The 16,770-nt window shown below is 34.2% G+C and carries 11 protein-coding genes; 4 read left to right on the top strand and 7 right to left on the bottom strand.

The features are described 5' to 3' along the window. Window positions 1–7: 7 nt before the first annotated feature. The 6 genes from KO493_RS08965 to KO493_RS08940 are packed head-to-tail and all read right to left on the bottom strand — an operon-like array spanning window position 8 to window position 8,859. Entirely contained in the window at window positions 8–1,591 is a 1,584-nt protein-coding gene (locus KO493_RS08965) for a sulfatase family protein (RefSeq protein WP_252723198.1), read from the bottom strand. A gap of 9 nt (window positions 1,592–1,600) precedes the next feature. After that, window positions 1,601–3,055, bottom strand: a complete 1,455-nt coding sequence (aldA, locus tag KO493_RS08960) for an aldehyde dehydrogenase (protein ID WP_252723197.1) — start codon at window positions 3,053–3,055, stop codon at window positions 1,601–1,603. Window positions 3,056–3,066: 11 nt separating this feature from the next. Beyond that, a complete protein-coding gene (locus KO493_RS08955) occupies window positions 3,067–4,467 on the bottom strand; it encodes a sulfatase (RefSeq protein ID WP_216067616.1) in 1,401 nt (466 codons plus the stop codon). Between the two features lie 33 nt (window positions 4,468–4,500). Continuing rightward, window positions 4,501–5,265, bottom strand: coding sequence for an SDR family NAD(P)-dependent oxidoreductase (locus KO493_RS08950; protein ID WP_216067813.1), 765 nt, complete (start codon window positions 5,263–5,265; stop codon window positions 4,501–4,503). A 26-nt stretch (window positions 5,266–5,291) separates the two neighbouring features. Further along, window positions 5,292–6,308 (bottom strand): zinc-dependent alcohol dehydrogenase, encoded by a 1,017-nt coding sequence (locus KO493_RS08945; protein WP_216067615.1) that lies wholly within the window; start codon window positions 6,306–6,308, stop codon window positions 5,292–5,294. 13 nt (window positions 6,309–6,321) lie between these two features. After that, a complete protein-coding gene (locus KO493_RS08940) occupies window positions 6,322–8,859 on the bottom strand; it encodes a glycoside hydrolase family 2 TIM barrel-domain containing protein (protein ID WP_216067614.1) in 2,538 nt (845 codons plus the stop codon). A gap of 1,091 nt (window positions 8,860–9,950) precedes the next feature. Between KO493_RS08940 and KO493_RS08935 the strand changes: the two genes are divergently transcribed. Then, a complete protein-coding gene (locus KO493_RS08935; RefSeq protein ID WP_216067613.1) occupies window positions 9,951–11,561 on the top strand; it encodes a hypothetical protein in 1,611 nt (536 codons plus the stop codon). Between the two features lie 279 nt (window positions 11,562–11,840). Here the strand turns inward: KO493_RS08935 and KO493_RS08930 are convergent, their stop codons facing one another. Further along, window positions 11,841–13,103, bottom strand: coding sequence for an Ig-like domain-containing protein (locus KO493_RS08930; RefSeq protein WP_216067612.1), 1,263 nt, complete (start codon window positions 13,101–13,103; stop codon window positions 11,841–11,843). Between the two features lie 300 nt (window positions 13,104–13,403). On the opposite strand from KO493_RS08930, the gene KO493_RS08925 reads away from it, so the two are divergent. From KO493_RS08925 to KO493_RS08915, 3 genes are all read left to right on the top strand, one after another. Beyond that, window positions 13,404–13,928, top strand: a complete 525-nt coding sequence (locus KO493_RS08925) for a YceI family protein (RefSeq protein WP_216067611.1) — start codon at window positions 13,404–13,406, stop codon at window positions 13,926–13,928. A 243-nt stretch (window positions 13,929–14,171) separates the two neighbouring features. Next, window positions 14,172–14,984 carry an SHOCT domain-containing protein gene (locus KO493_RS08920; RefSeq protein ID WP_216067610.1) on the top strand — a complete coding sequence of 271 codons (813 nt, stop codon included), beginning with the start codon at window positions 14,172–14,174 and terminating at the stop codon, window positions 14,982–14,984. 347 nt (window positions 14,985–15,331) lie between these two features. Continuing rightward, complete coding sequence (locus KO493_RS08915; protein WP_216067609.1) at window positions 15,332–16,042, top strand: hypothetical protein; 711 nt, start codon at window positions 15,332–15,334, stop codon at window positions 16,040–16,042. Window positions 16,043–16,770: the final 728 nt, after the last annotated feature.

The following is a 16,770-nucleotide window of genomic DNA, read 5'->3' as shown; positions in this document are numbered from 1 at the left end:
CTATAATTTATTTAAGTTCTAATTCGTCTAAACTTGAATAGGCATCTCCTCGTAACTTTTTAAACTGTGTAATCATATTTTTAAGTTTTGAAGGATGAGATTGGGCTACATTAAATTTTTGTCCTGGGTCTGTTAACAAATTATACAGTTGAAAATCTGTAGACAAACCTATCTCAATTTGCACGTCTTCATAAAAAGAACGCCCTTCATAAGGTGGTATAAGCAACCAATCACCTGAGCGTAAGGCTGTTTTAGTATTGGCTTCAATGATTAAAGCATTTCTACCGTTTTCAGTATTACCCATAAAAACAGGTAACAGGTTCTGACTATCATTTTGATCTGTAACCTCTGCATCAATTAAGTTAGCTAAAGAGGCCAATAAATCAATTTGACTTACAAGAGCTGAAGATGTTTTTGGAGTAATTTTTCCTTTCCAATAGGTAGCAAACGGCACACGGCTTCCAGCTTCATACAAACTGTATTTTCCACCACGTAGACCGCCTTTAGGATCATGGTTTCCTATTTTTTCAACAGCATCATCATTGTAGCCATCGTTTAATACAGGACCATTATCACTAGAAAAAACGATTAAGGTATTTTCTAAAACACCTTCTTCTTTTAAAGTTTTCATGAATTCACCTATGACCCAGTCAGCCTCTAAAATCACATCACCACGAGGCCCCATTCCTGATTTACCCACAAAGCGTGGATGTGGTGTTCTAGGTACGTGTGGTTGCTGTAAAGCGTAGTACAAAAAGAACGGTTCATCCTTGTGATTTTTTACATAATTTTGAGCCTTTACTAAAAAGTGATCGGCCATATCTTCATCGCTCCACTTTGCAGCTTCGCCACCCTTCATATAACCAATTCTTGGAATACCGTTTACAATACTGTTATTATGCCCGTGATGCCAAGTCATTTTCAACAACTCCGGATTAGAAATGGCTGTTGGTTCTCCTTCAAAATTCTTTTGATAATTAACTTCAATAGGATCGTTTGGGTCTAAACCAACCACATTGCCATCTTGAATATATACCGTAGGCACGCGGTCTTGTGTAGCAGCCATGATATAAGAATAATCAAAGCCCACTTCATTAGGTCCAGGAGAAATATGTTCATTCCAATTGGTATGCCCATTACCTAGCCCCAAATGCCATTTACCAACCACAGCCGTTGTATAGCCTTTTGATTTAAAAACTTTTGGTAGCGTTTCTTGATTTGTGGATATAAGTAATGGCGCCGTTCCTGGTAATATTTTGGCATCTTTATTTCGCCATGGGTAACTCCCCGTTAAAATAGCATAGCGACTAGGTGTACAAGTTGCCGAAGTGGCATAGCCATTGGTAAACCGTACCCCGCCGTTTACGATGTTATCAATATTTGGTGTTTGTATTTCAGTAGCTCCGTAGCTACTTAAATCGCCATACCCTAAATCATCTAAATATATAACAACAACATTTGGTTTTGTTTGTGTTTCGTCAGTATTAGCCGCTAACTTAACCGAATTCTTATCATCCTTACAGCTAACAATAAAGACACAAAAAACAACCAGCATCGTGCGCAGTGCTATTTTAATCAAAGGGTTCTCCATAGCAAAAAATTAGGCTTTATGTTTAATATAAAATGTCTTCTTTTCTAAATATTGTTCGAAACCATATTTACCATCTTCACCTCCAGAACCCGATAACTTATATCCGTTATGAAAACCTTGATGCTGCTCACCATGACCTCTATTCACATAGATTTCTCCATATTCTAACTCATCATTACACTTCATGATCGTGTTCATATCGTTAGTAAATACCATAGCGGCTAAACCGTATTCACAGTCATTAGCATATCCTATAACTTCATCAAATGAGCTAAATTTTAATACTGGTAAAATTGGTCCGAAAGATTCTTCATGCACAATAGTCATGTCTTGGGTTACGTTTGTAAGCACCGTTGGTTCAAACCAGTAGCCTTTTTCAAACTGAGCACCTTCTGGACGTTTTCCTCCAGTCGCAACCGTTGCTCCTTCATCAATACTCACTTTCACTAAATGCTCCATGTGTTTTAATTCTGAAGCATTTACCTTTGGCCCCATATCGGTATCCTCTAGCATTGGGTCACCCACTTTAATGGCTTTGGTTGCCGCGATAAACTTCTCCATGAACGTGTCATAAATAGCCTCGTGCACATACATACGCTCGTTACAAGTACAAACTTGTCCGCAATTATCAAAACGAGAATGCAGTGCACTAGCTACAGCCGCATCAATATCAGCATCTTCAAACACAATAAACGGCGCTTTACCCCCTAATTCTAACTGAACATGGGTTAGGTTATCGGCAGCAATTCTTGCAATTTGCTGTCCCACAGGTGTAGAACCTGTCATTGTTACCATTTTGGTTATTGGGCTCTCTACTAAGGTATTCCCCATCACACGGCCTGGCCCTGTAAGGATATTAATAACACCTGCAGGAATTCCTACTTTATTGGCTAAATTTCCTAACTCTAAAGTTGCCAATGGCGTTTCAGAAGTTGGTTTAATTACAATCGTATTACCTGCTACTAAAGCTGGACCTAATTTACGACCGGCTAAAGCTAATGGGAAGTTCCATGCGGTAATAGCCACTACTACACCACGAGGGATTTTTTGAATCCAAATTTGCTCATTCGGATTATCGGAAGGAATAATATCACCTTCAATTCTTCTTGCACCTTCACATGCGTATCTAATAAATGAAGCAGTAACAGCAACCTCAAAACGAGCTACTTTTAATAACTTCCCTTGTTCTTTAGTCAATAATTGAGCTAAATATTCTGTATTTGCTTCAATTTCATCAGCTAATTTATATAACAAATCTGCACGTTCGCGAGCAGGCAATTTCTTCCATTCTTTTTGAGCTTTATCGGCAGCTTCTAAAGCTTCGTTAGCTTCTTCAGCTGTTCCGTTTTGTACACGTGCGACAACTTCTTCTGTAGACGGACTTACGATATCAATGGTTTCTCCCGAAGTTGATGTTCTCCATTCACCATTTATAAATAACTGATAATCTTTTATTTCTGCCATAATAATTAATTTTAATTCGTTGTATTTCTATATCTATCTAATCGTTCTATAGCTTTTCCTTCATAAAGGTGTTTAAGCATCCAGTGTGGGCGTTCTAAAGAAACTTCCCATTCAAAAAAGCGTTTGTATAATTCGTTTACTAATGTAGGATTGGCACTTGCTATGTTGTTCACTTCAGCTTCATCTTCAGCTAAATTGTATAACTCTGCCGGTCTATCAGGATACCGAATTAATTTCAAATCTTTATAACGTATTGCACCACGTACTTCTTTTTTCCAAAACAAGGTTTCGTGTGGTCTTGCTTTATTTTCTCCGCTAATAAATGGCAGCAAGTTTACTCCATCTAAATCGGTCATATTTTTTTCGTCACCACCTGCTATTTGGTAAAACGTTGGTAATAAATCTAATGTACTAATTGGATTAGTATACAGCGTGTTTTTCTTTACTTGTTCCGGTAAGGACATTAAAAATGGAACACGAATACCGCCTTCAAGATGATTTGCTTTTGTGCCTCCTAAAGGTTTATTTGACGATGCATTGGTGTCCGTTGGACCGCCATTATCGTTGGTAAAAACAATAAGCGTGTTTTCTCTTAAACCCAGTTCATCCAATTTCTCTAAGACTTTTCCACAGGCACGGTCTAGACCTAGCGCCATAGCTGCTAAGGTTTTTCTTTTCCCTTCTAGATTTGGAAATTGTTTTAAATCGTCACGACGTGCCTCCATAGGAGTATGTACTGCGTTAAAGGATAGGTACACAAAAAAGGGTTGACTTTTATTTTCTTCAATAAAATCGATAGTGGCATCTGCCAAAGCATCTGTTAAATATAATTTTGATTCTTCGTATTTGCCAAAACCGTGCTCCATGCGATCTTCTTTTCGGTTATTGGTGTTATTTTTATCAAATTCATAATAACTTCTAGCACCACCTCTAAAACCATAAAAAGTATCAAAACCACGCTTTGTTGGGTGAAATTTATCTGCATTTCCCATGTGCCATTTCCCGAATATAGCAGTTTTATAACCTTGTTCTTTTAAATATTCGGACATTAGTTTCTGATCAAGAGGTAGCCCCATATCGTCTCCAGTGGTACCAGAAGCACTCATATAACCAGGGACATTATTTTCCTCATAACCAAAACGTTGTTGATATTTTCCTGTTAAAATACCTGCACGAGAAGGCCCGCATACTGCTGCCGACACATATGCTTGAGTAAAGCGAATACTCTGTGAAGCTAATTTATCTAATTGCGGAGTTTTAAACGCTTTACTGCCTTGAAACCCAAAATCGGCATAACCAGCATCATCAGCCAAAATAAATACAATATTAGGTTGCTTTTGAGCATAAACCTTATGGCACACACCCAAAAGCATAAAACACATTACAAGTATCGATACTTTTATGTTATTCATTTTTTAACCTAAATTATAATTATTGATTCTGAATTATCTTCCCATCCAGCCACCGTCTACTAAAACGATAGAACCGTGCATATAAGCAGCCGCTTCTGAAGCAAGGAATACTGTTGGTCCAGCAAAATCTTTTGCCTCACCCCAACGTCCTGCTGGAATACGTGATAAAATAGACTCTGATCTTACTGCATCATTTCTTAATGCTTCTGTATTATCTGTTGCAATATACCCTGGAGCAATAGCATTTACATTAACACCTTTACCAGCCCATTCGTTAGCAAAAGCCATGGTTAATTGACCTATAGCTCCTTTACTTGCTGCATATCCTGGTACAGTAATACCTCCTTGAAAAGTTAATAATGAGGCTGTGAAAATCACCTTACCTGATCCCCTTGCCACCATATCTCTACCAAACTCACGCGTTAAGATAAACTGTGCATTTTGATTGACTTCAATTACTTTATCCCACATTTCATCTGGATGTTCCGCTGCAGGAGTTCTTAAAATTGTTCCTGCATTGTTTACTAAAATGTCAATTTGTGGATGATCATTTTTAACGGCTTCAATAAAAGTGTATAATGATTTTCTGTCTGAAAAATCACACTGGTATGCGCTGAAATTTTTACCTACCGCTTGAACCTCTTTTTCAACTTGGCTACCGTTTAACTCTAAAGAAGCCGAAACACCAATAATGTTAGCTCCAGCCTCAGCCAAACCAATAGCCATAGCTTTACCAATTCCTCTTTTACAACCGGTAACTAAAGCTGTTTTTCCTTCTAAACTGAATGTTTTTAAAATACTCATGTCTTTAATTTTTTTTGTTATTACAATTGACAATCCATTAAGACTTTCAAGCCATCGGGGTTATTGTCTATATTTTCAAATACCTGTTGAATGTTACTTAGTGGTTGTACATCGGTAATCATATCTTCGAATGGCAATTCGTTTGCAGTTATCAATTCAATCGACTTTTCATAATCTACTTTTTCGTAAACTCTCGCACCGATTAATGATAATTCTTTCCAGAAAAATTTAAATAGATCAACCTCTTTTTTAACACCATGAATAGCGACCATAACAATACGCCCCCTAATTCCAGCTACTTCACACATAATATCCAAGGCAGGTTGTACCCCGGCAACTTCAAAAACCACATCGGCTCTACGGTTGTCCGTTTTGCCTTTTACATATTCAACTAAATCTACATCAATTGGGCTAACAGCGTCAAAGCCTAAGGCTTTTGCCTTCTCAATACGTTTAGGGTTAACTTCAGAAATAATTACCTGAGCCCCAACTTCTTTGGCAACCATCGCTACTAATAAACCAATTGGTCCTCCACCCAATACGACAGCGGTTTCTCCTTTTTTCAATCCACTTCTACGCACATCATGAGTTGCAACCGATAGTGGCTCAATTAATGCAGCCAACTTTAAGTCGGTTGTTTCCTTTAATTTATGAAGAGTAAATGTTGGGACATTCCAATATTGTTGCATCGCACCTTCACTATCAATGCCAATAAATTTTAATTCTTCGCAAATATGATTAAATCCTTTATCTGAAGCTTTTACTTTTCTATCATCCAATGGACGTACGACTACTTTATCACCTACAGCATAATTCGTTACATCTGCTCCAACAGCATCAATAACACCAGACATTTCGTGTCCGATTGTTACAGGAATGTTTACTCTTTTATCCATCATTCCATGATATATATGAACATCTGTACCACAAACACCAACATAAGCCACTTTAATTCGTACTTCGCCAGCAGCTGGCTCTACAATTTGTTTTTCAATTACAGTGAAGGTTTTATTCCCCTCATAATGTGTTGCTTTCATACTTTTTATTTTTTTAATTGCTTTTTATTGAAATCAATTCTGTTTTCAAGCCTTTTCCTTTAGCTTTAAGTTTAATCGTTCCAGAATCTCCTGTTGCTTGAAGAACCACTAATGTTTTTCCGTTAAACGTGGTATTTACATGAGATTGAAAAGGTTGCACACTCTTGTTCCATCCATTATCAACACCTAATAATTTCGCTGGACCAGTAACTTCAAACGTAATCTCACGATCATCGGTAACAACTGGGTTGCCTTGATTGTCTTTTAATTGTATTACAATATTTGAAACGTCGTAGTGATTTGCTTCCAGAGTAAGGTCATCGGCTGTTAATTGTATTTCAGAAGATTTAGTAGCCGTGACCAGCCTAGATTCCGTTTGAACCCCATTTTTTGATCCTTTAGCTAATAAGGTTCCTGAAGCAAATGGAACACCCCATTTATAAATATGATCTTGAAAATCTTTTAAGTACTTTACCCCTAAAGATTTATCATTTAAAAACAATTCAATCTCATCACAGTTGGAATACATTTCAATAGCAATTATCTCGTTTTCTTTATAATTCCAATGCGTATTAACATCCTGCCATTCCCATAAAGCATTTTGCCACTTTTTAGGGTTTTTGGCTACAATCTCACCTTTTTCATTAATTTTATTAAGTGATTTCTCAATGTTTTGAGTAGCAATATGTATCATAGGTTTTTCTGTCCAAAGAGACTGCATCATAAAATAGGAACCCTTTCTAAAACCTGCGGTATTTAGCAAACCAGAAGGCTGCACTCGCATTGGCCAAGGGGCTCTAATTTCACCCATATAATCAATACCTGTCCAAAGGAAAGTTCCAGAAATAAACGGACGCTCCATTATGGCTTTCCATTCGTGGTATTGGGCCAGATTTTCAGTTCCCATGATGGGCTTTTCGGGGTAATTTTCATGACCGTAATCGTATAATACACGACGGTAGCTATAACCTATAACATCTAAAGCATCTGCATAACCAGATAAATGACTTACCGAAGGCAAAATCATGTTTGCTGTCACTGGGCGTGTTGTATCTAAGGCTTTAGTCCATTTTGATAATTTTGCTGCAGTTTCACCTATATCATACTTACCTTTAGGCAAGGTTTTGAGCTGTTCTTTTATTTTATCTATTGAATATGGTGGTGCAGACCAAAAGTAATTACCATCCCAATTCATGTTTCCAAAAAAACCAGTAGCATCCGCATTTCTCGGGTAAGTCCACTCTATTTCATTCCCAATACTCCACTGAAAAATTGAAGGATGGTTACGATGGCTTAACATTACATTTGTTAAATCTTTTTCTGCCCATTCTTGGAAATGTTCCTGATAACCTCTGGTCACATAATCTACACTCTTCTCATTCGTATTTAAACGCTTATCTTTTGGGTTATCCCATTCATCAAAAAACTCATCTTGAACTAGAAACCCCATTTCGTCACACAAGTCTAAAAATTCATTAGACCCTGGGTTATGTGAGATTCTAACGGCATTTACGCCACCCTCTTTTAAAATTTTAAGACGTCTTTCCCAAACACCTTCTGGTACGGCCGATCCAACTAACCCACCGTCATGATGTAAACAAACCCCCTTTATTTTCATGTTTTTACCATTTAGAAAAAAACCAGTATTCGCATCGAATTTTATAGATCGAATTCCAAGTTTACTTCTGGTCTGATCTATAACTTTATTTTCTTGAACAATTGAATGAACTATAGTATATAAATAAGGAGAATCAACACTCCAAAGTTTAGGGTTACTAACCTGTAATGTTTTTGAGATTTCTAAAGATGATCCACCTTTCAGTTTTATACTAGATAAACTTTCGGCAATCAACTTTCCAGATGCATTGAATATTTCTATTTTTAAATCTCCTTTTTTTAAAGATTGAAAATCATTTTTAATTTTAACTTTTGAATTAACTGTAGCCTTTTTTTCTGATATTTCGGGTGTTGTAACAAAAGTTCCCCAAACTGGTATATGCAATTTATTTGTTGTGATTAAAGCAACATTTCTATAAATACCTGCACCGGTATACCAACGACTATCGGCAAACCTACTATGATCCACCTTAACTAGAATTTCATTACTTCCATTTTCAGTATTTAAATAAGCTGTGATGTCATAGTAAAATGGAGAATAACCATAAGGATGGAATCCTAATTTATGTCCGTTTAAATAAGTTTCAGAATTATTATAAACACCATCAAAAAGAATATAGGTTTTCGTATTTGTAGAAGGAACAAGGTTAAACGTTTTCTTATAATAGCCATAACCTGCACTCGGAATAAAACCAGTGGCTTTAGCATCATTACCTAAAGATTCATCAAAATCATGCTCAACAACCCAGTCGTGGGGCAGATTAACTTTTTTATAACTTGATGCCTTTATACGTTTTTCATCTACATCTTCGTCACTTAAATAGAATCTCCAATCCAAATTAAAATCCAATTCTCTTTCAATTTTCTCTAGGTTTTGAGAATAACACAAAAATTGAGCGGATAAAATAAAAACAACACAGAAAACATTCTTCATTTTTAATAATTTATTAGATTACAAATTTGGCTGAATATGGCTCAACATCAATGTATAAAGACTAGACTATAACTGTACAAATTAAATTTCACCTCGATTTTATCTGCAAAAACACTCAACATAACAAAAACGTCAGATGTTTTTTCCATAAAAAGAATAACCAAAAACTTTCAATATTTCATTTTGAAGAATCTCAAAAATTCGTGAATCTTATTTTTAGGCAGACAATGACATAGAAATTATTATAGGCAGAACCAACCTTCAGCGAATAATGGAAATAAAACAATGAATTGAAAAATTTACTTAAAAATAGATCAAGCGGTTAGCCACAAACGAAATACCTATCACTAAAACATTATAGTAATTGAAGGCGCATGATTGACATAACCACCACTGAAGTGAATACCACCCCAATGATATGGATACCACATAAAGGAGCAGTAGCATTTACAACGCTAGAAAATAAATAAGTATAGATTGTCCAGTATTAAGAATGCTAGACAGCACCTGTTTAATTATTACAGTTAACGCTACCCATTAATGACAGACAAGAGATCAAGAAATAAATTCCCGATTATATATTAAATCTAGATTTACTTTTGTAATACGCAATTAGAAAAAAGCCTTCACGACATTAAAATAATATATTCAATTCCTTTAACCCAAAAAGCAACTGAACATGACAAACAATAGTGTACTATAAAGACATTTATCAAGATTGAATAATCAATAGTTTTCATGATTAAAATTGAGAATTCCACTTTCTCTTCTATTAAATTATAGGAATTCCCTGCTTGCTAATAAGCTAAAAATCATGATACACACTAGACAACAACTGAACATTTATAAAAAACAACTTACTCAACAACACAACGACACAGCGAAACAAAAAAAACAACTAACAAACTTATTTACAGGTCATTATAGTCTATTTTAAGAAAAAACACAACCAACATTAACTAGACACAACTAGACCTCAGAACATAACTACCTAGATAATCACATGTATTACAGTCGTTTTTTTACATAAATTTGAAAAAACGAGTCCCCACCACAAATTTACGAGACAAACTAACTAACAACTAAACCTTATGAAACCATTAAAATTTATCTTGTGCATTGCATTATCATATTTTCATGTTCAGGAAATATTTAGTCAAACGGAAATAGAAAATGACTCCTTTTACCTAAAAGCTGAAATTTTAAAATATGACCAGCCTAATAAAGCTGCGGGGTATTTTGAAAAGAGTGTAAATTTTCAACTTCAGAAAAAAGACACCTTATCAGCCATAAAAAGCTTGAAAGAATTATCATTTTTATACGCACACAACGTAAATTATGGTAAATCATACGATGGCTACTGGAATGCCTTGCTTTTAGCAGACAAATCTCAAGATTCGATATCCATTGCTAGTATATATAATCAATTGGGGTGGTTATACAGTTACTATAAGAGAGAAAATGAGGCTTTAAAATACTTCAACAAATCGATAGCGATTGATAAAAAATTAAAAATTGATCCTGTTGATTATAATACCAATTTAAGGAGTGATTATTTTTCTATCGCCGTTTTCTATCGAAATAAAGAAAACTACAAACTAGCTCGTAAATATCTTGACAGCAGTAATCTATATCATGAAAAAATAACCGATAAACCCCCCTATTTTGCACAATCTGAATTGGGTTTTATACAAAGCAAAGAAGGAAATTCTATTGAAGGCATAGGTAAATTAAAGGATGCTGAAGCTTATTTTGAAGAAACGGACCCTTCATACCTTACCATTATTTATTATTTGTTAGGCGAGGTATATCGCGATATGAATAACTTTAAATTGAGTGAAGCTTATTTACAAAAATCGCTAATCTATGGAGACAAATACCATACGCACAGTAATTATGCCCCAAGAAACTACCAGGCTTTATCAGATCTATATCAATCTAACCACAAATACAAGGAAGCTTATCAAGCGCTTTTAAAAGCTAACGAATTAAATAATAATATTTTTGGAGGTCGCAGTGAAAACAATCAACACTTGCTAGAAATCAAAGATGATTTTAGGGTCGAAAAGCAAAAACAAGATGCGTTGATTAAAGAAAAACGATTGGCTGAATTGGAGCATGAAGATAAAGTTTGGTTACTTAAAACCATACTTTTATTTGTCGTAGTCTTATTTGTTTCACTTTTCGCTTTACTTTTTATTAGAAACCTTAGGATAAAACATAAATCGGAAAAACTTAATTTAAAAAAGCAACAAGAAATTGAACGTAAAACTCAAAGTGATATTATAGAGTTGAAAAACAAACAACTGGCATCTTCTGCTTTACAACTTATTGAAAAGGACGAGTTTTTAGAAGCGATAAACTCAAAATTATCAAAGCAAAATAGTCAAATAGACACTAATGTTATTAAACGTATGGTAAAAAGCATACAAGGAAACACAAGTAGTAACTGGAAAGAGTTTGAAGCACGCTTTACCAATATAAATCAAAGCTTCTATGCCAATATCACTGAAAAATTTCCAAAACTAAGCCAAACTGATCAAAAATTATGTGCTTTAATTAAACTTAACTTTTCAAGTAAAGAAATGGCTTCTATCCTTGGTATTAGTGTAGAAAGTGTACATACCTCCCGTTATCGTTTGCGTAAAAAACTAGGCTTAGAACGTAATGATAATTTAACTGATTTTATAAATGAATTTTAATTAATAATAAAGAGGCTGTGTAAAAAGTATAATTTTTGTCAACCCGAACTTGATTTAGGGCTCATAAAAACTGGTTATCAATATGATGCGATTCTAAAATAAATTCAAAATGACGTAACTTTAATACTTTTTCTGCAGCCTCTTGATGTAATAATACCGCACTATAATATGTATGCTTAAAAAACACTTATTTATTTAAAAACAGGAATTAAGTACCATGACTTATTAAAGGAAAACATTTCGAGTCCAATTTCAGCTAGTCTAATTGTATTGTACCCCCTACTTCTTAACTAACTTCCAGGTTCTAACCCAGTCAATTTTCATTGTATTTATCGAATCGTCCTTCAGGTCTGTTTTAGGAGGAAGACCTCCTAACCAATTATCATCCGAGGTCCATAAATCAAAAATAATTTCTAGGTCCCTTGTAAATTCACGATCTGGATATTCGCCACCAGAACGATCATGTCCAACAACAACCTGCCCTGCTGGTTCACCATCGAGATAAAACTGAATGTGTTTAGAATCTTTCCACCACACCCCAAAAGTATGATAATTTTCATGCCATTTTACGCCTTTATTTGGGTTAACATCTAATAAGTTACTCTGATTATAATTATCTTCATCTCTAATAACCACTGGGTTCAAATTTGCATCTGCATGAAAATATTGAGAGTTCATTTGCAAAGGAAAGTCAGGTTGACAACCACAAGATGGCTTAGCATTATTTTCGATTATATCAATTTCATCTCGGTCGGTAGAATTCCCATTATTTAACCAATAGGTGTTATAAGCTGATATAAAAGAAGCTTTTATTCTTGCTTCAGTGTACATCGGGTAGCTCGTTTCAGCTTTAGAATGAATTCTAGCAGTTTGAAACCATCGTCCTTCAGGGTTATTCTCGTTTAAAGTTGCTCTTATCCACAAATTACCGTCGGCCACACCCGAATTTGATGCAGAAGTAGACATATAAACTGGTACTCCATAATTCCAAATAGATTTAAACCATTTACTAGAATCCCAAGCATCGAATTCATCGGACATCGACTCTAATTTAACCCAATTGTGATCATCTGGAGTCGTATTTTCTAAAGAAACGAACGAGGGGAAATTGGGATCTATATTTTTAAAATCTTCTGCTGTTGGTCCATCCTGTTCAATAACAGTCACAACAACATCTGCTATGGCTTTATTACCTTCAACATCTTCTAGTATGTAAGAGAATTTATCCGAACCAAAAAAATCAAGTTTTGGGATATATTGAAAAACACCATCTTTGATTTCAGTAACAACACCGTTTTCGGCCTTTGTAAATAAGCTATAATTATCATTATCCCCTCCATTGGCACCTATATTATCATTTTGAGATACATCTACCTGATTTTCTTCTCCCGCTTTACTATCTTGTAATACTACCAAGGTGTTATCTAAGGCCAACAGGGTGCTATCTGTAGTATCGGAATCACTACAGCTGTATAAACTAATACAAAAAATAAATAATAAAGTTAATCGTGTAAGTTCGCTTAATTTCTTTGTTTGTCGCATTTTATTAAATAAAATTATAAATTGAATTAATTTCAAATTTAAAAATACCGCTCTATAAATTAATATATGAGAACTAGATAATAACTAAACATCGCCTTTTAACTTATAAAAAAACTTGAATAGAAAGTTAACTAACACCAATGAATTCGGTTAATAAAGTTACCAAGTAAACACCTAGTAAAATTAAAATTCGTTAGTCAGGTATCCTTGTTACTTTTCTAATTAAATTTACTTATCTTCATAAAACACACCGAACAGTGTACAAGCCTGTTTTCTATTTCAATTTATAAACTCATGACTATGAAAAAGTTAATGACACTACTATTAGTTTTTCTTTTACCAGCTATTTCCAGTGCACAGGAAGACATAAAACAGGTCGCCGTCGATTTTGAAATTAGAAACCTAGGTTTTACTGTAAATGGCACCTTTAATAAGACAGTTGTAAAAATTGTAAAAGATACTAAGGCATCACATGTTTCATTGTCTGGTCAGGCATTTACTAAAAGTATAAATACAGGAAACCATCAGAGAGACTCCGATTTACAGGAAGACAAATATTTTAACGAAACTGAATATCCTCAAATAACTGTCGAAACCAGCGCATTTGAATTAAGTGGAAACTATCAAAAAGACATTTCATTACGTGTAACCATAAAAGGTGTTCTAAAAAATATACCTGGTACATTACAATTAAAATCGACAGCTACTACTAAAAAAATCCAGATTAATTTCAAATTAAACCGACAGGACTTTAATGTTGGAGGCAGCAGTTTTCTTATGTCGAAAGATGTAACAGTACAAGTTTCTGCAATGGTTAACAATTAATGTCTAATTATATCAACAATATTTCAATTCTACACAAACCAAAACATTCCTATTTATCTACAAATATACAATCAACGATTGCTTTTCATATCATAAAACCAATTATCAATCAACATGTTACATAATTGTTAATAATGCTATATTTATAAAACTTCTCGCTTGTATTGCAATTAATGAATAGAGTTAATCCTACCTTTGTTAAGCAATTGATATTTAAAATTTCCACTATAAAAGAAGGATGATATGAGCCAATTATTTACAGATTCCAGTTTTCAAAACATTACCAATGTAGCAAATCGTTACAATATAAGTGTTGAAACAACAACAGAATTAACGCACACATTGATGACTACAAATGGTACTATGGCTCAATTTTATCTTCCCGAACTTGGTGGTGGAGGCCAATGGATGCAAGGTGGTATGACTATGGTTGGAGACATGTTTAATAATCAACTAAAATCACTTGTAGATGGAATTTGTTATGATTTATCAAATCTAATAGGGCAAGGTGCTATACAATATAAACCTTTACCAAAATTCAAAAATCCAGATGGGTCGCTGTCTCAGGGAACAAATTGGTGGGGCGATCTAGGTTTTCCCAATTCTACGGGAAGCCAAAACGGCACAAGTTATGCGATTTTTAACGGTATTAACCGTTTGGCAATTCAAGAAAATGGAAAAGTAACAATTTTTGATACCCTAGATCATCAAATAGGAGGTGTTGGTCAACAACAAGGCGGCAATTACTCTGTCAGTTTTAGTAGCCAATATGGTCCAGTAAATTTAGGAGTCCTTCCTATTGTTTCAGCCAACCCCAATAATCAAAGTATTTTAAATAACGTGACGGAATCCGCTCAGCCAGAAGAAATACAGAATTTCGATCAGCCTTCATTTCATGAAGTAAACCAAGAACAAGAGCTACAAACCGATACGCATACAGATTTAGAAGAGGATATTTTTTCTAAAATTGAGAAATTAGCCAGCTTAAAAGATAAAGGCATTCTTTCTGATGATGAATTTACCAATAAAAAAACGGAACTATTAAGTCGATTATAGTAATTTTTTTAATTAAAAATTCAATGAAATAAGGCGTACAAATAGTTTGTCTGGTAAATACTAAAAGGCATGAAAAAATGACTTCCAATGGCTTCTTAAAAATTTATTAAAATTTTAAACAACTACAAATCAATTAAAACCATAAACATTTTGTCCAGAAACTAATTAAAATAGCCTATATAGATTAATGCATATGAAATGAACCTTTTAAAGGAGATTTTCTTTACTAGAATTCTTGATTTATGGGCATACCTTAAGGGGCATTGCTTCTCTTTTTATTTTAAAAAAGTAGTTTAGAACTGAAATTTAATATATCTTTAATTATATTTACTTTAAAACCCTTAACAATGAAATTATTCAAAAAAACATTTTTAGTAATCGCATCTATATTTTTAGGTTCTTTAACTATGCAGGCACAGGACAATACAAGAGAGTTATCTAGTCTGCTCAACATGAAATCTAATTATTTAGAACAAGAAATGCAAAAGCATGGTTACAAGCACATCAAAACTGAAAAAAGCGGTACGAGCGCTTATGCATACTGGTGGAATAGTAACAGAAATAAGTGTGTAACATCACGAGTTACAGATGCGAAAGTAAAATCTATAGTAAACACTATGCCTTTTGATTGTGGAAAAACATCTGATAATTCACATTCAAGCAACAACCACAGTAACGATAGCCAAGATGAAGCCTATAAAAGAGGTGTAAAAGATGCAAAACGTGGTTTCAAGACTCCAAATGCTTATAGTTCTCAAGTATTAATTAACGCTTACGATAGAGGATTCAATTCAAGTAATAATAGCCATGGTAATCACCATAATAACGGTCACCATAGTAAAACACCAAAGTATACAGATTTAAATGGATGGGTTGCAACCTCTGCTTATGCTGTATTAAAGGAACGTGGGTTTAAAGAAGTTAAAAAATTCTCTGAAGGAGATACGACTTACAGATTGTGGTATCATAATGGTTCTGATTTATGTATCAAAACTGAAAGCAAACACAAGAAAATCGCTAAAATTTTCAAATCTAATTCTGAAAATTGTCCTAATTAATTTTAGTGCAACAATTTAAATAATATTCTTTTGTGAGGGGCTATATAGCCCCTCTTTTTTTTACAGCTTATCATTTTTTTCAATTACTAAGGATTTGATTATTAACCTAAAAGAGCCCACTTAAGGTTTAGATCATTAAAAACATACTTCGAATTTCTAGGAAAACCATGCTATACTTGACAGAACCAATTCGATAGTCTTGCAATTCAAACTTAACTACAATTTCACCATTTTTTTATTTCGCTTATTTACCATATAAACTTTTAGAGGTGAGTATTTAGTTATATATTTTTAAGTTGATTTTTATCCGAATGTCAAATCGAGCGCAGTCGCGATCCGATTTTTAACACAGATAAGTTCCCAATTGCGATTGAAGGGACAATAGTACTACATGCTGCTTTCTAATATTCAAATTTTTCCTGAGCTTAAATTAAAAGTATTTATCTACTGAGCTCTAATTTAAAAAATTAAAATCTAGAAATTAAGATAAACACATTATAGAACAGGAAACGATGTGACTTATAGCACATTGGATACATCGGATCGTTTTGTGCCACTGATTTCGGTTTGTTAGTGCCAAGCATTTCGGTTCGTTTTGTGCCACAAGACAGATTGAACTGATTTGAAAGATTAAGTTAATAATACCTTGTCGCTTAAAAACTAGCGATATGGCCAATACACTTGATCCAATGGACTTAAAACAAACTATCACTCTTCATCTTGATGGG

It is taken from the genome of Pseudotamlana agarivorans (assembly GCF_018860245.1).
Lineage (GTDB): Bacteria > Bacteroidota > Bacteroidia > Flavobacteriales > Flavobacteriaceae > Pseudotamlana > Pseudotamlana agarivorans_A.
The sequence above is the reverse complement of the archived record's forward strand: the minus strand, read 5'-3'. Positions and strand labels throughout refer to the sequence as shown.